This window comes from Anaerolineae bacterium (assembly GCA_014360855.1).
In the GTDB taxonomy this organism is placed as follows: Bacteria; Chloroflexota; Anaerolineae; order JACIWP01; family JACIWP01; genus JACIWP01.
Window position 1 is genome coordinate 1 of sequence record JACIWP010000022.1, and the last position, 18674, is coordinate 18674.

Here is an 18674-nt window from a genome sequence, read left to right on the forward strand (position 1 = left end):
GGCCGGCGTCATCGTGATGGCCATCAGCCCGGTGGAGAAGCTTCCCCGGCTTTCCAGGGATTTCTTCCAGCGCCATCGGCAGGAGCTGATTGTTTTTGCCCTGCTGATGCTTGCGGCCGCCGGCATGCGCTTCTATCACCTGGGGCAGTTCCCGCCGGCCGCCTATTTGGACGAGGCCGACAACGGCCTGGAGGCGCTCAAGCTCCTGGATTCCAGCGTCTACATCCCATATACCCGCGCCAGCAACGGCCATCCCACCCTGTTCCTGTACCTGCTGGGGCTGGGATTCCGCCTGTTCGGGGAAGGGGTGCTGGCCATGCGCCTGGTCACCGCCTTCATCGGGCTGGCGACGGTGGCGGCGTTCTACTTCCTGGTGCGGGAGTGGTTCGGGATGCGGCCGGCGCAGTGGGCGGCATTCGCCCTGGCCGTCTCGCGCTGGCACGTCAATTTCAGCCGCGTCGTCTTCGAGGCGGTGCTGACACCCTTCTTTGCCGTGCTGACCATGTGGTTCCTGGCGCGGGCACTGCGCACCGGGCGCTGGCGCGATTATGCCTGGGCCGGCCTGGCCCTCGGCCTGGGACTGCAGGGGTATCTGGGCTACCGCGTCTTCCCTGTCATCGTGACGCTGTACCTCCTGCTCCACATCCTGGCATGGCCCGGCCTCCTGCGGCGCATCTGGGCCGGCGTGCTGGCCCTGACCGTCGCGGCCATCATCGGGTTCGGCCCCCTGGCGGTCTACTTTGCCCGCTTCCCCGAGGATTTCACCCACCGCGCCACGCAGGCCTCAGTCATGCAGGATATCGAACGGGAGGGGAGTTATCAGCCGCTGAAAGATAACATCCGCAAAACCGCGTTGATGTTTGTCTATCAGGGAGATCCGCGCCCGCGCCACAACCTGCCCAACGCCCCCATGCTGGACCGCTGGAGCGCCATCTTCTTCATGCTGGGATTGGGGTACGCGCTGTACCGCTGGCGCGATCCCGACCACCTCATCCTGTGGCTGTGGCTGCCGATCGGCGCACTGCCGGGCGTGCTGTCCCTGGCCGATTCCAATCCGCACTCCCTGCGCACGATCATTAATCTACCGGCGGTGTTTCTGGCGGTGGCCGCCTTCTGGAACCCCACCATTGCCCTGTTCCGGCGGGTCTTTCAACCGTGGGGCAGTCGAGGGGTGCTGGCCGCCGGCGTGCTCCTGCTGGCCTTCAGCGGCTGGCTGAACGCCGACGCCTATTTCCGCAAGCAGGCCGGCGATCGCGCCGTGTACTACGACTTTGACCCGGACCAGAACCTGGCCGCTCAGTTCGCCCTGGAGCACGGCCGCACGCACCGCCTGCTCATCTCGCCGGCGCTGACCAACCACTCCGCCATTAAGTTCATTGACTACCGCATCCCGTACGAGGACTTCCTGGTCAACCGACACCTGCCCATTCGCGAGGCGGTCACCCAGCCGGTCATGTTCATCCTGGAGCCGGCACATCAAAGCATCGTCCAGCGCCTGCAGGAGCTGTATCCCGGCGGCCGCCTTGGGACACACACGGACCGCTACGGTCAGGTGGCGTTCTACAGCTATGCCCTTACCCCGGAGGACATCACCGGCATCCAGGGCCTGCCGGCGGCCTATTACGCCGGCCCCGAAATAGGGGGAACCCCAGCCTTCACCCGCCGCGACCCAACCCTCGACCTGGAATGGGAGACGCCGCCGCTGTCCCTACCTTTCTCCGCGGAGTGGCGCGGCTCCCTCTTCGTGCCGGCCTATGGGGATTATGGGCTCTCCCTCGAGTGCCGCGGCGGCCGGGCGGTGCTGGTGCTGGGGGAGGAGGAGATACTGACGGCGGAGGGGGAGCGCCGGGAAACAGCGCGCCGCCTGCCGGCCGGCTTCCATCCCATCCGGGTGAGCGCGCAGTTCGCGGCCCTGCCGGCGGGTCTGCACCTGCGCTGGACGCCGCCGGGCGGCACCGAAGAGGCTGTCCCCCAGGTGTACCTGTACGACGAAGGGCTGTCCCGGTTTGGTCTGTTGGGACGCTACTTCCATGGGGCGGATCAATTTGGCGGCCAGCCGGCGCTGATCCAGATTGACCCGTACATCGCGCCCAATGATCCCCTGCCGGCGCCTTTCAGCATCGAATGGGTCGGCAAAATTTACATCCCGCGCGCCGGCGTCTACGCCTTCGGCACCAACTCCGACGACGGCTCGTACCTCTTCATTGACGGCCAGATGATTGTGGACAATGGGGGACATCATGGCGACGTCTACCGCGAGGGGATGATCCAGCTCAGCGAGGGATTCCACGACATCATCCTGCGCTACTTCCAGGTGGACGGCGGGCGCAAGATCGAGTTGTGGTGGACGCCGCCCGGCGGGGCGCATGAGCTGGTGCCGGCGCACTACCTGCGTCCGCCCGGCGTCTCGCTGGAGGAACTGCCGGCCCTGCCGAGCGCGCCGGCCATTCCCGCCGCCGGCCCGGTCCCACCGGTGGCCGGCGTAGACCTGGTAGCCAGTTGGGGCAGTGAAGGGGACGCGCCTGGGCAGTTCCGCACCCCGCGCGGCGTGGCGATGGACGCGCAGGGGCGCGTGTATGTGGCCGATGCCGGCAATGGGCGCGTGCAGGTCTTCTCCGCCCAGGGTGATTTCATCGGCGCCTGGACCACGGCGGCGGAACCCCTGCAGGAACCCTTCGATGTGGCAGTGGCGCCCGACGGACGGGTGTACGTGCTGGATGTGGCGCGCCAGGTGATTGCCCGCTTCAGCCCGGAGGGCGCTTTCGAGAAGGAGTTCGGCGCGGACCTGGCCATGTACGGACCGCGCGGGTTGGGCGTTGACCTGGCCGGCAATATCTATGTGGCGGACACCGGCGGCTCGCGCATCCTAAAGCTCTCGCCGGAGGGCGAACTGCTGGCGGTGCTGGCCGGCTTCGGCGCCGGCCCTGGGCAGGTCAATCAGCCTACCGATGCGGCGGTGGACTCCCTGGGGCGCATCTATATCGCCGATGTGCTGAACATGCGCCTGCAGGTGCTGGATTCCGCCGGCGGATACCTGGGCGAATGGCCGATCTCGGGCGCCAATACTACTGACAGCCCGCACCTTGCGGTGGATGCCGCGGGCCGGCTCTTCCTGACCGATCCCGAGGCGCACATCGTGCTGGTGTACGACGGCCAGGGCAATCGCCTGGGCCAGTGGGGCGGCGAGGGAACGGGGCCAGGGCAGTTCCGCAAGGCGGTAGGGGTCGCGGCCGGCCCTGACGGCCTCGTCGCCGTCACGGATGTGTACAATCACCGCGTCCAGACCTTCCAGGTGCGGTAGGAGGGGCCGGCCGCATGGGCAGGCACATGGCGAAGGGGCAGGGGCGGACGCGGCCGGCGTCCCTCCTGCTGATGGGCCTGCTCCTGGGCATGCTGGGCCAGGCGCTCCTGCTGAAGGAGCGGGCCTATGCGCCGGCGGCCGGCGCTCTCTTCGTCCTGGGGGGACTGCTGGCGGCGCTGGCTGGCGGGAAGGTGGATACATCCTCCGCCGCGGGGCCGGCAGTCTCTCGGCCCCCGCGCCGGCATTCCGCTCGCACCACTGCCGGCATCGCGCTGACCCTGTGCGGCACATCGGCATTGGGCTGGGCCGGCTGGCAGTGCTTCTGGCGCTGGGACGCGGTGCGCACCGCCTGGAGGTGGTACCTGGCCGGCGGCTTCGTCGTCCTGGCCGGCATGGCGCTTTGGGATGGGCATCAACCCCTGGCCGCCCTGCGCCGCGGCTGGGAGACGCGCCGGCGCTGGGCCGGCGAGGCCGCGGCGGTGGCGCTGATCATGGCGCTGGCCTTTGCCGTGACGCTGGCCGGCCTGGGGAACTTCCCGCCGGCCGGCGGCATCTCCTGGAACGACGAGGCCCAGATGGGCAAGGACGCCTACAGCGTCCTGCACCACGAGGGGCTTCCCTGGCAGTATCCCACCAGCGTGTACCCGGTGGCCCTTTCGTTTCTCCTCTTCGGTCCCACCACCTTTGCCCTGCGGCTCCCCTTTGCCGTCATGGGCGCCCTGCTGTGCCTGCCCTTTTATTTTCTGGCGCGGCGACTGCTGGGGCCGGCGCCGGCGCTGGCGACCGCGTTCCTGCTGGCCGTCTCCCGCTACCGCATCGCGCTCTCCCGGCTGGTCCTGCCGGTGGTGCCGGACCTGCTGTGCGCCCTGATCGCGCTGGCCTGCCTGGCGCGGGCGCTCCGCACGCGGGGGAAGCCCCCCTGGTTTATCGCCGGCCTGGCCCTGGCCCTGGGGCTGTACAGCCACGCTTCGTTCAAGCTGGTGCCGCTGTTCGCGCTGGTGCTGATGGGCAGTGCCGCTGTGCGCCGGCTGAGGGAAGTACAGCACAGTCCCTCCGCCGGCCGCCGCACGGCCCTCCGACAGTCCCTGGGCGGTCACTTGCCCGGCCTGATGGTCTTTCTGCTGGCGCTCGTTGTCTTCACCGCGCCGTATCTTGGCTTTGTACATCGGGAGCCGCAGGTCGCGCTGACGGAGCGCTTCACCTCGATCCTGCCGGCCCTGTTCCATCCATCCGCCGTGCCGGCCCAGCCCTTAGGTCCCCGCCTGGTCCGCGCGCTCCTGTTCTATAACCTGGAAGGGGAGAGCTGGCCGGCGGCCAACCTGCCCGGCACGCCGGCGCTGGACCCTGTCAGCGGCGTCCTGTTTGCGCTGGGGCTGGTGATGGCGCTGGCCGGCATCTGGCGCGGCCCGAACGCATTTCTGGTGATATGGTTCCTGGTCACCCTGATCGGCGGCGGCGTCCTGCCGGCCGATTTCCGCGGTCACCGCATTGCCCTGGCGATGCCGGCAGTCTATTTGCTGGCCGGCCTGCCCGTCCAAAGGCTGTGGGGCTTGCGGCAAGGCCTGGCGCCGCGCTGGCGGAGCCTGGCCGCCGGCCTGCTGGGGGTGTTCTTGCTCCTGGCCGCCGCCAGCAACCTGGGCCTCTTCTTCGGCCGGCAGATCCGCGACCCGCGCGTGCGCGCCGAGTTCGACCGCGACATCAGCGCCCTGGCCAGCACGCTGGCCGGCTTTCAGGGTCAGCGCTATATTTACCTGATGGCGAACTTCCCGTTCTACAACCCGGGACAGGACTTCGCCTGGCTGGCCGGCGAGCCGCCCGGCCGGCGCATCATGTCCCTGGCCGAAGCGCTCCCGATCCATGAGGAGCTCCCGCTGGACCTGGCCTACGTCGCCTGTCAACCGTATGATGGGACGGCCCTGGCCGCGGCGGTGCGAGCCTTTTATCCGGGCGCGGAGGAGATGTCCCTGGAAAGCCCGTATGGGCGCTATGCCTGCCGGCTGTTGCTGGTGCGCAAAGAAGAGGTCGCGGCGCGTCGCGGCCTGACCTTGCGGGTTCTTACAAGTGGCATGGGTTCCGCGAACCTGACGATGCGGGTGCCGGCGCTGAGGGTGGAACAGGGGGCCGGCGAGATTCCCCTTTCTCCGCCTTTTGGGGTACAATGGGCGGGCGCAGTCTACGTTCCAGTGTACGATGCATACCGCTTTCGGGCCGAGGGCAGTGGGCCGGTGGATGTGCAGGTGGACGGCCAGCCGGCCGCCGGCACAGCCCTATACCTGGCGGAAGGGTGGCACAGCTTGCGGGCGGCCGGCGAGTTCCAGGGTTTCCCCGTAGATGTGCCGCTGTGGTGGCAGCGCGGCGCCGGCGAGTGGGAAGCTGTGTCGCCGGCCTACTTCGATGCGTCCGCCGACGTTCCGGGTCTGCTGGCCTCGTATTACGAGTGCGGCGGTGGCGGGCCGGCCGGGGAGCCGGCCTGGCAGAGAGTCGAGCCGCTGATCGCCCTGCAGACGGTGCCCAGCGCATGGGAGGGCGCGCCGGCGAAAGTCTTGGCTGGCCGGCCCTACTGCGCGGCTTATGAGGGCTGGCTGAGGGTGGATCAGGCCGGCCGATACGGCTTTCGCGCCGTGGTCCAGGCCGGCGCAGTGCGCCTTTCGCTGGACAGTCAGACGGTGCTGGAGGATGCCGGCCAACCGTGGGCAAAAACTGCGGTCGAAGGGGAGGTGCTGTTGCCCCCCGGGCCGCATGCCCTGCGTCTGGAATACCGCCGGCTGGAAGGGGAATTCAGCGGCCTGGCCCTGTACTGGCGGCCGCCGGCGGGGGAATGGGAGCCGGTGCCGCCGGCCGCCCTGTTCTATAGGCCGGCGCAAGCGGGGCAGGAATAGAGATACTGGCAAGGAGGCCTGTCATGAACCTGTACGAGTTTCAGTCGAAGCAGATTTTCGCCAAGCATGGCATCCCCATCCCGAAAGGGGAGCTGGCGCAGACGCCGGAGGAAGCCGAGGAAATCGCCGCCCGTCTAGGAGGCCGGGTGGTGGTGAAGGCGCAGGTGCTGGCCGGCGGGCGCGGCAAGGCCGGCGGCATCCGCCTGGCAGAGACGCCGGCGGAGGCCCGCGCCGCGGCGGAGGCCATCCTGGGGATGCAGATCAAAGGCCTGACAGTGCGGCGCGTCCTGGTGGACCAGGCCGCCGACATCGCGCAGGAGCTGTACCTGGGCATCGTGCTGGACCGCGCTGGCCGCCGGCTGGTGCTGATGGCATCCGCGGCCGGCGGGGTGGACATCGAGGAAGTTGCGGCGACGACACCCGAAAAAATCGCCCGGGTGGATATTGACCCCCTGCTTGGCCTTCAGCCCTACCAGATGCGCCAGGTGGCCTGTGACATCGAGCTGGACCGGGCGTTGCTGACCCAGTTCACCCGCATTGGGCTGGGACTGTACGAGGCGCTGATGTACTCCGATGCGACCCTGGCGGAGATTAACCCCCTGGCGGTGACGGCCGGCGGCGAACTGCTGGCGCTGGACGGCAAAATGGTGGTGGACGACAACGGCCTGTACCGCCAGCCGGAGCTGGCGCGGGCGCGGGAAATGCTGGACGAGTCGCCGGCGGAGCGGGAAGCGCGCCAGTACGGCCTGAGCTACGTCAAGCTGGACGGCTACATCGGCTGTATGGTGAACGGGGCAGGCCTGGCTATGGCGACCATGGACATGACAAAGCTTTACGGGGGCGCGCCGGCGAACTTCCTGGACATCGGCGGCGGGGCACGCGCCGACCGGGTAGCGGCAGCCCTGCGCATCATCCTGGCGGACCCCAATGTGCGCGCTGTGCTCATCAACATCTTTGGCGGCATCACCCGCTGTGATGAGGTGGCGCGCGGCATCCTGGAGGCTTTCGCGCAAGTGCCGTCGAAGGTGCCAGTGGTGGTGCGCCTCATTGGCACGAACGAGGAGGAGGGCCGGCGTCTGCTGGCCGAGGCCAATTTCATCACGGCGCGCACGCTGAGCGAGGCCGCCCGCCTGGCGGTGGAAGCGGCGCAGGCCGGCGCCGCCGTGCCAGCGGCATAACGGGAGGAGATCATGAGCATCCTGCTGGATAATCGTTCGCGGGTGGTCGTGCAGGGCATCACCGGCCGAGAAGGCTCGTTCCATACCCTGCAGATGGTGGAGTACGGCACACAGGTGGTGGCCGGCGTGACGCCGGGCAGGGGCGGCGAATGGCTGGAGGGCATCCCCATCTTCGACACAGTGGCCGCGGCGGTGGAGGCGACCGGCGCGGATACCTCGGCAATCTTCGTGCCGGCCCCGTATGCCGCCGATGCCATCATGGAGGCGGCCGCGGCCGGCATTCAGCTCATCGTGTGCATTACCGAGGGCATCCCAGCTCTGGACATGCTCAAAGTGGTCGCTTTTGTGCGCTCGCGCGGGGCGCGCCTTATCGGCCCCAACTGCCCCGGCCTCATCACGCCCGGCCAAGCCAAAGTGGGCATTATGCCGGGCCATATCCACCGCCCCGGGCCGGTAGGGGTGGTGTCGCGGAGCGGCACCCTGACCTATGAAGTGGTGTATTCCCTCACCCAGCGGGGCATCGGACAGTCCACCGCGGTGGGCATCGGCGGGGATATGGTCATCGGGAGCAGTTTCGTGGACATCCTGGAGCTGTTCGAGCAGGACCCGCATACCGATATGGTGGTGATGATCGGCGAGATCGGGGGCAACGAGGAGGAGATCGCGGCGGAGTATATCGCCGGCCACATGAGCAAGCCGGTGGTGGCGTTCATCGCCGGCCTGACGGCACCGGAGGGCAAGCGCATGGGGCACGCCGGCGCCATCATCGCCGGCCGCTCCGGCGGCGCCCGGGAGAAGATCGCCCGCCTGAAAGAAGCGGGGGTGCGCGTGGCGGAGCACCCGGAGCAGATCGCCGACATCGTGGCGGGAATGCTCTAGGCCGGCAGGGCGCTCCCCGGATTGACGAGCCGGCCGAAAATGTTACAATATGCACGTACAGGTTGGCGAGGTGGAACGGCCGGCCAAACTCTGTGCCGCATCTCAGCGTGGAGTGACTTCCAAAGGAGGAATACCGATATGCAAGCAGGAGAAGAATCACAAGTCGTCGAGGAGGCTCCGCCGGAGACGACAAAGCCGCGTCCGAAGCGACGAGGCAGGGTCACGGTCTTTGACAACTGGTGCAAAGGCTGTGGGCTTTGTGTGGCCTTCTGCCCGCGCAAAGTCTTCGAGCTGGGGCCGGAGGGCCATCCCGTGGTGGCGCATGAGGAGCGGTGCACGGCCTGCAACTGGTGCGTCTATCACTGCCCGGACTTTGCCATTGTGGTGGAGCTGGTGGAAGGTGGTGAGCAGGAGCGAAAAACCGGTCAGGCTGTGGGAGGTAGGGTGCGGAGATGAGGACGGCATTCTTGCAGGGCAATGAAGCATGCGCCTATGGGGCGCTGGCCGCCGGCTGTCGCTTCTTCGCCGGCTACCCCATTACCCCTTCCACCACCATCGCGGAGACCATGGCCCGGGAGCTTCCCAAGGTGGGCGGCGTCTTCATCCAAATGGAAGACGAGATCGCCAGCCTGGCGGCAGTGCTGGGCGCCTCGGTGGGCGGGCTGAAGGCCATGACCGCCACCAGCGGCCCGGGCTTTTCCCTGATGCAGGAGCACATCGGCTATGCCGTCATGGCTGAGATCCCCTGCGTCATTGTGGACGTACAGCGCCTGGGGCCATCCACCGGTCAGCCCACCAGCCCCTCCCAGGGGGATGTCATGCAGGCGCGCTGGGGCACGCACGGCGACCATCCCATCATCGCGCTGTCCCCGACCTCGGTGCGGGAGTGCTTTGACCTGACGGTGACGGCCTTCAACCTTTCGGAGAAGTACCGCACGCCGGTCATCCTGCTGATGGACGCAGTGGTGGGGCACATGCGCGAGAAGGTCACACTGCCGGCGCCGGAGGAGCTGGAGATCATTGACCGCGCCCGGCCCAATGTGCCGCCGGAGTGGTATTTCCCCTATGAGGAGACCGCCTCCGATGTCCCGCCCATGGCCAACTTCGGCGATGGCTTCCGCTATCACATCACCGGGCTGATGCACGATCGCGCCGGCTTCCCCACCCAGCGACTGGACGAGATCAACGCCTGGCTGACGCGCATTTTCCGCAAGATTGACGCCCATGTGGAGGATATCGCTATCACCGAGGCCATCAACGTGGAGCATGCGCGCACGCTGGTCATCGCTTATGGATGCACGGCGCGCGCTGCCAAGGAGGCGATCTACATGTGCCGGCGGCATCGCGTCGGCCTGCTCATCCTGAAAACGCTGTGGCCGTTCCCCAAAGACCAGGTCCTGCTGGCGGCGCACGAAGCTCAGCGCGTGGTCGTGCCGGAGATGAACATGGGACAGATCGCCCTGGAAGTGGAGCGGCTGGTCGGGCGCTCTAAGGTGCGGCGGGTGCGCCGGGCGGATGGGGAGATGATCACCCCCCAGGAGATTCGCGCCGCCATTGAGTACAAGGAATAGGGAAGGGGAGAGTATCATGACAACCCAGCGCCAGTTGATATATGACTATCTGCGCCACAAGAAGAAATTCCCGAACATCTGGTGCGCCGGCTGTGGCATCGGCATTGTCATGGGCGCCATCATCCGCGCCGTGGACGACCTGGGCTATGACAAAAATCAGGTGGCTATGATCTCTGGCATCGGGTGCAGTGGACGCATGCCGGTCTACCTGGACTTCTACACCATGCACACCACCCACGGCCGCGCCCTTTCCTTTGCCACCGGGCTGAAGCTGGCGCGGCCGGAGCTGAAAATTATCGTAGTGATGGGGGATGGTGATGCGCTGGCCATCGGCGGCAACCATTTCATCCACACCGCCCGCCGCAACATTGACCTGACGGCCATCGTCATCAACAACGCTACCTACGGCATGACCGGCGGGCAGTATTCCCCCACCACACCCCAGCATATGCTGGCGACCACCGCGCCGTACGGCAATATCGAACAGGACTTCCCCATCTGCGAGCTGGCGCAGGTGTGCGGCGCGGCCTTCGTGGCGCGCAGTACGGTCTATCACGTCGAGGAACTGCAGGGCTATATCGAGCAGGGGCTGGAGAAAAAGGGCTTTGCCCTGATCGAAGCGGTGAGCTACTGCCACACCACCTACGGCCGGCTGAACCGCCTAGGCTCTGCCGTGGACATGATGCGCGCTCTCAAGGAGAACAGCGTCACCCGACAGACTGCCGAGAAGCTCCCACCCGAGGAACTGCAGGGGAAGATTGTGCGCGGTATCTTCGTGGATCGCGAGGTGCCGGAATACACCCAGCTCTACCAGAAGATCATCGAGCGGGCGCAGTCGGGAGGCAAAGCGTGAAGAAAGAGACGGCGAAGAAAGAGACCACCCGGACAGGCATCGGACGCTATGAGGTGCGTCTCGCCGGCAAGGGCGGCCAAGGCATGATCCTGGCCGGCCGCATCCTGGCGGAGGCCGTCGCCCTGTACGATGGGCGCAACGCCGTGCAGACCCAGGATTACGGCCCGGAAGCGCGCGGCGGCGCCTCCAAATCAGAGGTGATCATCTCTGACGGCGAGATATATTACCCGAAGGTGATGAACGCCGACCTGCTGGTCTGCATGAGCCAGGAGGCCAGCGACCGCTATTATTACGACCTGAAGCGCGACGGCCTGCTCATCATTGATTCCACCAATGTGGAGCGCTCTCCCACCACACGTGTGGTCGCGGTGCCCATCACCGAGCTGGCCGTCAAGGCCACCGGCCGCGAGATCACGGCGGCCATGGTGGCGCTAGGCCTTATCTGCGGCCTGACGAAGATCGTGTCCGAGGAATCCCTGGAAAAAGCTATCCGCTCCCTGGTGCCCAAGGGAACGGAAGAGCTGAACGTCAAGGCGATGCGCGCCGGCCTGGAGGAAGCCAAACGCCTGCTGGAAGCCGGCCTGCCGGTTGCCCTCCCCACGGAGCTGTGACACAGGTTCGGTACCCCTATGCCGAAGGATGAGACGGCATACTCCGATCAGGATGAGCGGCGCTGGGCGGCGCTCCAGGGCCGGCAGGTGGTGGGCGTGGGACGAGACCCGGGGGAGGCCTACCGGGCCGCCAAGACCCGCCGGCCGAAAGAGGAACCTACCGCGCTCGTGCCGGCCGGCGCCGGCGCCGATGACGTGGACCAGTGGCCCCAGCGCCTGGAGCGGCTGTTCGCAGAAAACCCATGGGCCGCGCGCACCCGCGAGCTTCTCTGTTCCCGGCTGGCCGGCGTGTACCTGGTGGGCGGCTGTGTGCGCGATCTCATGCTGGGCCGGCCCATCCATGACCTGGACATCGTCATGTCCGACGACGCCGTGCAGTGGGGCCGCCGGCTGGCGGACCAGCTCGGGGCCGGCTTTTACGTCCTCGATGCCGAGCGCGGCTTCGCCCGGGTAGTCCTCCTGCGGGAGAATCACCCCCGCCTCTTCCTGGACCTTTCCCGTATAGAAGGTGAGCGGATCGAGGAAGACCTGGCCCGGCGCGATTTCACCATCAACGCCCTGGCGTTGGAGCTGTGCGCCGGACGCCTGATAGACCCCTTTGACGGCAAGGGAGATGTCCGCCGGCGCATCCTGCGTCCCGTCACCCCGCAGGCCATCGCCAATGACCCCATCCGCGCCGTGCGGGCGGTACGGCTGGCGGTCGAACTGGGCTTCTCCATGGACGCATCCTTGCTGGAGGCCATCCGGCGGGATGCCGGCGGGCTGGCGGAGGAGTCCCCCGAACGCATTCAGCAGGAACTGCACCGCATGCTGGCCCTGCCCAACTCCGCGGAGGCCCTGCGCCGCATGTCTGGGCTGGGGCTGTGGCAGTACACCATTCCGGAGCTGGATGGGTTGGCCGGCGTGAGCCAATCGGCCCCCCATCAGCTTGATGTCTGGGACCATACTCTGCTCACAGTGGCGCGGCTGGAGGAACTTCTGCGCGCCATCGGCCTGCCGGCGGAGGACGGCGGCCGGTTGGTGCCCGAGGAATGGGCCTTCTTGGAGCCTTCCCGGCCGGCACTGCGCCGGCACTTGGAGCAGGAGCTGGCGGAGGAGCGGCCCTGCTGGCAGGCGCTGAAGTGGGCGGCCCTCCTGCACGACATCGCCAAACCGGCAGCGCGCCGGGTGGATGAGGTGGGACGGGTGCACTTCCTCGGCCATGCGCGGAAAGGTGCGGAGATGGCAGAGGGGATCATGCGCCGGCTCCGCTTCTCCCAGCGCGAGATATCTTACGTCTGCGCCTGCGTGGCCCATCATCTGCGTCCCCTGCTGTTGTCCCGGGAAAGGGAGCTGACACCGCGGGCACAGTACCGCTTTTTCCGGGACCTGGGGGATGCGGCCCTGGGCGTATGCCTCCTGTCGCTGGCGGATACCGCCGCATGCCGGCCAGGCCGGCCGCCGGCGGAGGTCTGGGCGCCCGTGCAGAGGGTCGTTCAGGCCCTGCTGGAGTTCTTCTCGCGCACCGGCGGGCCGGAGGGGATGCCGCGCCTGGTCACCGGGAATGACCTGATCCAGCGCTTTGGGTTGGCCCCCGGCCCTGCCATAGGCAAATGGCTGGAGCGGGTGCGCGAGGAGCAGGCCGCCGGCACATTCACCACGCGCGACGAGGCCCTGCGCTGGCTCGAACAGGCGATATCGGGAAAAGAGGGGGGAAAGAGCTTGTGAGCACATCCGAGGAACGCGTATGCCCCTATCTGGGCGCGATGAACGGTCCGGATACATATTGGCCACAGCCCTCGCCGGCCAACCGCTGTTACGCCTTCCCCGCCCCGACCCCCATCACGGAGGACGAGCAGGAGCGGCTGTGTCTGAGCGGGGAATTTGGCCGCTGTCCGCGCCTGCAGGCGGCGCAAATGGCCTATGGACAGCGCTATCCGGCGCCGACGCGCTCCCGGGCGCGGATATGGCCCTGGCAGACCCGCCCCATGGCCGTGGTCGTGGGCGGCCTCATTACCATGGGGATACTGCTGGTCTGTGCCTGGGCCTTGGTGGCCTATCAGACGCGCGGCTTCCGGCCGGCCAGCGCCTTCGCCACCTCCACCCCCTTGCCGGCATTGACCACTACCGCGCCCGTGGGGACACCCGTCAGCTCACCCACCATGCCGGCGCCCCCCACCGATACGCCGACCACGATCCCCACGGACACGCCTGTCCCCAGCCCGACCTTCACGGTGGTGATCATCCCGACACTGCCGGCGGAAACCCCGACGCCCTGGCCCACTCCGACTCCTTTCCCGACTCCGGTGCCGCGCCCGACCAGCACGCCGCGGCCGACTTTCACCCGACCGCCGACCTTCACCCCGCGGCCGACCTACACAGCCAGCCCGACCCGCACCGTCACCCCCACCCGCACGCCGACAGTGGTGCAGTATGCCATTCAGTTGATTACCAGCGCCACGTCCGCGCAGGTGCAGGCCGGCCAGACCGCCACCTTCAACGTCACCGTGCGCAACATGGCGACGGTGCCGGATAATGTGGTGCTTCAGCTCTTCCCGGCGGTTATGTCCGGGTGGAGCGTGCGGCTCATCGTGGATGGAGCAGACAAGGGGGCCGGCCCGGTGACCATCGCGCTGGCCGCCAGCGGGACGAAGACGGTCAGCGTGACCTTCACGGTGCCGGCCGATGCCGCGGTCGGCTCCGCCGGCGAGGCCTATCTCAGCGCCGCATCCCAGAGCTCCGCCGCGGCACAGGCATCCCTTTCCCTGACGATCAGCGTCAAGGAGTAGACCCGATGGTGATTGTGGCGCGCGGCCTGGAACTGCACGTCGCGGTTGCCAAAGTGGCGAAGTACGCCGTCAGCGAAAGCGGAGACACGGTCGAGGTCATCGAGCGTCCGCACGGCGGGCTTTCCCTGGTGCTGGCCGATGGGCAGAGCAGTGGCCAGGCGGCCAAGCTCATCAGCAATATCGCCGCCCGTAAAATCATCTCCCTGCTGGCGGATGGTGTGCGGGACGGGGCGGCGGCGCGTGCGGCCCATGATTACCTGCGCACTCTGCGGCAGGGGAAGGTCTCCGCTGAGATCAGCATCGCCTCGGTGGATTTGACCACCGGCACGCTGGTTATTTCGCGCAACACGCAGTGCCCGGCGGTCATCATCCGGCGCGCGCCGGCCGGCGAGTGCGCGGTGACCCTGCTGGATGATCCCAGCGAGCCGATCGGCATCCATCCCCGCACCAAGCCGGTCATCAGTGAGATTCAGCTCGAGGCAGGTCTGTATGCCCTGCTGTTCAGCGACGGCCTGCTGGCCGCCGGCCGGCGGAAAGGCCAATCCCTCGATATCCCCGCTTTCGCCTGCGCCCATCTGCGCCAGGATTCTGCCAGCGCCGAAACCCTGGCCGAGGCGCTCATCTCCGAGGCCATCTCCCTGGACGACGGCCGGCCGGCGGATGACATCAGCGCGGCGGTACTGGCCGTGTACCCCCATGCCGGCGCCCTACAAATCCGCAAAATGAGCGTGCGCTTCCCATTTTGATGGTATAATAATATATAAATGGACATGGCAGTCCGCCAAGCACAGCGGCCCGCAACCCTGTCACAGTACAGGAGGGCATGGTTGGCGATGAGCCATGGAGAGGGATCATTCACTCGGGCACCGCTGATCGCGGTGGTGGGGGTGTGCGCCGCCGGCAAGACCACCCTGGTAGAGGGACTGCGCGCCCTGGGCTATAATGCCCGCCAGGTGGGCCAGGAGCACTCGTACGTCCCATACATGTGGCAGCGCATCACCCGGCCGGATATCCTTATTTATCTTCATGCCAGCTACGAGGCAGTGGCCCGCCGGCGAGAGGTGGATTACGACGCGGCCTACTGGCAGGAGCAGGAGCGCCGGCTGGCTCATGCGGCCGCACACGCTCATCTGGTGATTGACACCGATGCGCTGACGCCGGAAGAAGTGCTGGCCAGGGCAGTGGCCTTTTTGGAATCCCGGAGCATCGGGAGGCTGGCTCCGAGAGGTTTGTCGGATGCGCCGGCGAAAGGAGGTCGTTCGCCATGCATCTCATCGAGGGATATGAGTTCGGCCGAATCCTGATTGACGGCAAGACCTATCGGGCGGACCTGCTCATCCTTCCCGACGGCATCCATCCAGATTGGTGGCGGCAGGAAGGGCATGCGCTGGCAGTGGTGGACCTGTGGGAATTGACCCAGTGCGATCCCCTGCCGGAGGTGCTGGTGGTGGGCACAGGCTCTCACGGCCGCATGGTCGTCCTGCCCGAGACAGAACAGTGGCTGAAGGAGAAGGGGATTGAACTGCGGGCACTCCCCACCGCGGAGGCCTGCAAGGTCTACAATGCCCTGGTGGAGAAAGGTGTGCGCGCCGGGGCGGCCCTGCATCTGACCTGTTGACGCCGGCTCCTTCCGGAAGCGAAAAGGCCTCCCGCGTGGTAGCGCGGGAGGCCAGGTGGGGTTTTGGCTTGTGCGCCGGCGGGATCAGTACATGTCGAAGTACCGCCTCCATGTGCCGTTGTTGAAGAGCACGTAAATCTCCTTGCGCTCGTTCTCCAGCATCAGGCCGCGCTGGAATGCCTGCACTGGCGCCTGGAAACCTCGTTCGGCCTCCGTGCCCCAGCCGAAGGCGCCCGTGGGGCCGCCCAGTCGTTCGCGCCAGAGCTTGCCGAAGCCGCGGATCGGCTCATACAGGCCGGCCGGCGGGCGATATCCCCAGCTCGTCGGGTCACGCCCGGCCTCCCAGGTGTCCGGGTAAGCCTGCCAGGTACCGTCGTTCTTGAGGGCGTAGATGGTGCGGTTGTCCTGCCGCCAGAAGAGGATGCCGCCCTGCATTTTCTGCTCTGCACAGGTCACGATGTGCTGTTCCTCGATGCCCATGCCGAGGCCATCGCGCACCACCGGGTTATCCCGCCAGACCTTGCCGAATCCCATGATCGGCTCCCAGGCGGCCTGGTGCGCCGGCGGGCCGTGATACACCACCTCGCCCAGCAGAGCGAGCTGTACCTTCCACGGGTCCGGTTTCTCCGGGTGCCACTCCATCTTGGCCCGCTGGAACCACTGGACGATGCGGCCGCCTTCTATCATCGCCTCGGTGATGGGATAGCCGAAGATGTCCAGGCCGCCGCGCCTGTCGAAAAAGTCCAGGAAGGCCTCGGTGACCACGTGGCCGGTGGCGGCGAAGTAGCGCGCCCGCGGGTTCCAGGGGGTGACCCAGTTGGGCACGGGCGGGTCGGCCGGCCCATATATCTCACTGCCCAGCAGTCCCAACTGCACCTTGTAGGGGTCCGGGTTCTCCGGATGCCATTCGAAGCGCGCCCGCTGGAAATACTGGACAGTGCGGCCCCCTTCCGTGAACTCTTCCGAGATGGGATAGCCGAAGATGTCCAGGCCGCCCCGTCTCTCCCAGAAGTCCAGGAACGCTCCCTGGACAGTGTGCCCCGTTTCGGGGAAAAAGCGGGTGCGCACCGCCGGCGTCACCGGCGTGGTGCCCGGCCACTTCGGCTGTCGGTGCAACCATTCCCATCCCAGGTCTCCCAGACGCACTGCCGTGCTCCCCGGGTACAGTTCCATGCGCGCCCGCTGGAAGTACTGGATGGTGATGCCGCCTTCCACCAGGAACGGCTCGGTGATGGGATAGCCGAAGACCGTCAGGCCGCCGTAGCGGTCAAAGAACTGCAGAAAAACGCCGGCCACAGTGTGGCCTGTCTCGGGGAAATAGCGCAGGTTCCAAGGCCACGGCCCGGGAGGCGCCGGCACCGGCGGATCCGCCGGCCCATGGATCTGATAGCCCAGCAGTCCCAACTGCACCTTGTAGGGGTCGGGGTTCTCCGGGTGCCATTCGAAGCGCGCCCGTTGGAAATACTGGACGCTGAAGCCGTTCTCCAGGAATTCATCGGTGAGGGGGTAGCCGAAAATGGCCAGTCCACCGTAGCGGTTGAAGAAGTCGAGGAAGGCCCCCCGCACCGTATGGCCGGTCTCCGGGAAATAGCGGGCGCCGTAGGCCAGTGCGGGAGAACCCGCCGGCAGGAGCAGGGCCATCGCCAGGACCAGAATCACGACCAACCAGAGCATTTTGCGTTTGCGCATGCTGTTATCCTCCCTGACGCCACTGCCGGCGTCCGTGTGCGCATTCTCCCCAAACGGGAATCCCGACAAAACCTTACATAACTAATTATAGCAGGTTCATCATAGAATTGCAAGCATTTTGTAAGGTTCTACGAGCGGTTTTCCCTTGCTTTTGACGATAAAATATGCTACATTAGGGACAAATGTAAGACGTACGCGCATGGCATTTTGTTCATGCAGGGAGCACATATGGCCCAACGCATACTCGTTGTGGACGATGACATCAACGCTCTGCGGCTGATCGCCTACGCCCTGCATCGCGAGGGGTTTGAGACGCTGACCGCCAAGAGCGGCCCGGAAGCGCTCCAGATCCTCTCCGAGACACCGGTGGACCTCGTCATCCTGGATATCATGATGCCGGAGATGGACGGCTACGAGGTATGCCGGCGCATTCGCGAACAGCCGGCGACGGCCCGCCTGCCCGTCATCATGCTGACCGCCAAGTCCCAGGTGGAGGACAAGGTGCGGGGGTTCCAGGTGGGGGCCGACGACTACATCACCAAACCGGTCCTGCCGGCGGAGCTGATCGCCCGGGTGAAGGCGCTCCTGGCACGCGCATCCTATATCGCCCAGCCGGCGGCCACCCAGCGCGCCAATGTCATCACCTTCCTGGGAGCCAAAGGCGGCGTGGGCACCTCCACGCTCTTGGTTAACGTGGGCATTGCCCTGGCCGAGCGCAAGAAGTTGGTCATCCTCTTCGATGCGAACTATCACACCGGCACCATCGCCATGCAGTTGGGACTGCGCCCGGGGCCTGGCCTGGCCTCGCTCTTGAAAGATGCGGCCGGCACCTCCGCCAAGGCAGTGACCAGCGCCCTGGTACCGCATGCGTCCGGATTGCGGGTCTTCCCCACCGTCCCGCGGGAGGAGCTAATAGGCATCACTGTCCCGCCGGCCAGGACACACCAGATCCTCGAGGAGCTGGAACAGCAGGCCGATTTCGTGCTGGTGGATGCCGGCGCCTGCTTCACCCCCCATGCGAACGTCTGCATCTCGCGCAGCCGGCGCGTCGTAGTGGTCACGGAATCCGACCCCCTGGCGCTGGAAGCGGCCCAACAGACCATCTCCGCACTAATGAAGATGGACCTGCACGGCGCCATGGTGGATGTGGTGCTGGTGAACCGCACCCGCTCGGCGACGGTGGTCTCCCCTACGGAGGCTGAGCAGTTCCTCGGGATGACGCTGGCCGGCTATATCATCCCGGCCCCCGAGATGTGCTTCCAGGCCAACCGCAACCGCATCCCCATCATGCTGGCACAGCCGGGCAACCTGACGGTAGAGCAGATCC

General features: G+C 66.6%; 15 protein-coding genes. 14 read left to right on the plus strand and 1 reads right to left on the minus strand.

Annotated features, from left to right (window positions below; all coding sequences use genetic code 11):
• The 13 genes from H5T60_02260 to H5T60_02320 form a co-directional block, all read left to right on the plus strand.
• On the plus strand, positions 1-3301 hold a 3301-nt coding region (locus H5T60_02260; protein ID MBC7241253.1), incomplete at its 5' end, for a glycosyltransferase family 39 protein.
• A gap of 14 nt (positions 3302-3315) precedes the next feature.
• On the plus strand, positions 3316-6180 hold the full coding sequence (locus H5T60_02265; GenBank protein MBC7241254.1) for a glycosyltransferase family 39 protein: 2865 nt from the start codon (positions 3316-3318) through the stop codon (positions 6178-6180).
• Between the two features lie 23 nt (positions 6181-6203).
• A complete protein-coding gene (gene sucC, locus H5T60_02270; GenBank protein MBC7241255.1) occupies positions 6204-7358 on the plus strand; it encodes an ADP-forming succinate--CoA ligase subunit beta in 1155 nt (384 codons plus the stop codon).
• A 12-nt stretch (positions 7359-7370) separates the two neighbouring features.
• On the plus strand, positions 7371-8237 hold the full coding sequence (sucD, locus tag H5T60_02275; GenBank protein MBC7241256.1) for a succinate--CoA ligase subunit alpha: 867 nt from the start codon (positions 7371-7373) through the stop codon (positions 8235-8237).
• A 138-nt stretch (positions 8238-8375) separates the two neighbouring features.
• Entirely contained in the window at positions 8376-8693 is a 318-nt protein-coding gene (locus H5T60_02280) for a 4Fe-4S binding protein (GenBank protein MBC7241257.1), read from the plus strand.
• Positions 8690-9808, plus strand: a complete 1119-nt coding sequence (locus H5T60_02285) for a 2-oxoacid:acceptor oxidoreductase subunit alpha (protein ID MBC7241258.1) — start codon at positions 8690-8692, stop codon at positions 9806-9808. Before H5T60_02280 ends, H5T60_02285 begins: the two co-directional genes overlap by 4 nt.
• Positions 9809-9824: 16 nt before the next feature.
• Positions 9825-10661 (plus strand): 2-oxoacid:ferredoxin oxidoreductase subunit beta, encoded by an 837-nt coding sequence (locus H5T60_02290; protein ID MBC7241259.1) that lies wholly within the window; start codon positions 9825-9827, stop codon positions 10659-10661.
• Positions 10662-10714: 53 nt separating this feature from the next.
• Positions 10715-11272, plus strand: coding sequence for a 2-oxoacid:acceptor oxidoreductase family protein (locus tag H5T60_02295; protein MBC7241260.1), 558 nt, complete (start codon positions 10715-10717; stop codon positions 11270-11272).
• An 18-nt stretch (positions 11273-11290) separates the two neighbouring features.
• Positions 11291-12979 (plus strand): CCA tRNA nucleotidyltransferase, encoded by a 1689-nt coding sequence (locus H5T60_02300; protein MBC7241261.1) that lies wholly within the window; start codon positions 11291-11293, stop codon positions 12977-12979.
• The gene (locus H5T60_02305; GenBank protein ID MBC7241262.1) at positions 12976-14040 is read left to right on the plus strand and encodes a hypothetical protein; all 1065 of its coding nucleotides are present in this window, start codon (positions 12976-12978) and stop codon (positions 14038-14040) included. Before H5T60_02300 ends, H5T60_02305 begins: the two co-directional genes overlap by 4 nt.
• 5 nt (positions 14041-14045) lie before the next feature.
• Entirely contained in the window at positions 14046-14786 is a 741-nt protein-coding gene (locus H5T60_02310) for a serine/threonine-protein phosphatase (GenBank protein MBC7241263.1), read from the plus strand.
• Between the two features lie 87 nt (positions 14787-14873).
• Positions 14874-15344: a hypothetical protein gene (locus tag H5T60_02315; GenBank protein MBC7241264.1), complete on the plus strand. Its 471-nt coding sequence runs from the start codon at positions 14874-14876 to the stop codon at positions 15342-15344.
• The gene (locus tag H5T60_02320; protein MBC7241265.1) at positions 15305-15658 is read left to right on the plus strand and encodes a hypothetical protein; all 354 of its coding nucleotides are present in this window, start codon (positions 15305-15307) and stop codon (positions 15656-15658) included. Before H5T60_02315 ends, H5T60_02320 begins: the two co-directional genes overlap by 40 nt.
• 84 nt (positions 15659-15742) lie before the next feature.
• Here the strand turns inward: H5T60_02320 and H5T60_02325 are convergent, their stop codons facing one another.
• Entirely contained in the window at positions 15743-17347 is a 1605-nt protein-coding gene (locus tag H5T60_02325) for a hypothetical protein (GenBank protein MBC7241266.1), read from the minus strand.
• A gap of 228 nt (positions 17348-17575) precedes the next feature.
• Between H5T60_02325 and H5T60_02330 the strand changes: the two genes are divergently transcribed.
• Positions 17576-18674, plus strand: a 1099-nt coding sequence (locus H5T60_02330) for a response regulator (GenBank protein ID MBC7241267.1), incomplete at its 3' end; no start/stop codon positions are given.

Bases quoted from the DNA above. Each gene is read 5' to 3' on its own strand.
- H5T60_02300 (MBC7241261.1), top strand. From the start codon at position 11,291: ATGCCGAAGGATGAGACGGCATACTCCGATCAGGATGAGCGGCGCTGG.
- sucD (MBC7241256.1), top strand. From the start codon at position 7,371: ATGAGCATCCTGCTGGATAATCGTTCGCGGGTGGTCGTGCAGGGCATC.
- H5T60_02315 (MBC7241264.1), top strand. From the start codon at position 14,874: ATGAGCCATGGAGAGGGATCATTCACTCGGGCACCGCTGATCGCGGTG.
- H5T60_02285 (MBC7241258.1), top strand. From the start codon at position 8,690: ATGAGGACGGCATTCTTGCAGGGCAATGAAGCATGCGCCTATGGGGCG.
- H5T60_02325 (MBC7241266.1), bottom strand. From the start codon at position 17,347: ATGCGCAAACGCAAAATGCTCTGGTTGGTCGTGATTCTGGTCCTGGCG.
- H5T60_02310 (MBC7241263.1), top strand. From the start codon at position 14,046: ATGGTGATTGTGGCGCGCGGCCTGGAACTGCACGTCGCGGTTGCCAAA.
- H5T60_02280 (MBC7241257.1), top strand. From the start codon at position 8,376: ATGCAAGCAGGAGAAGAATCACAAGTCGTCGAGGAGGCTCCGCCGGAG.
- sucC (MBC7241255.1), top strand. From the start codon at position 6,204: ATGAACCTGTACGAGTTTCAGTCGAAGCAGATTTTCGCCAAGCATGGC.
- H5T60_02290 (MBC7241259.1), top strand. From the start codon at position 9,825: ATGACAACCCAGCGCCAGTTGATATATGACTATCTGCGCCACAAGAAG.
- H5T60_02320 (MBC7241265.1), top strand. From the start codon at position 15,305: ATGCATCTCATCGAGGGATATGAGTTCGGCCGAATCCTGATTGACGGC.
- H5T60_02265 (MBC7241254.1), top strand. From the start codon at position 3,316: ATGGGCAGGCACATGGCGAAGGGGCAGGGGCGGACGCGGCCGGCGTCC.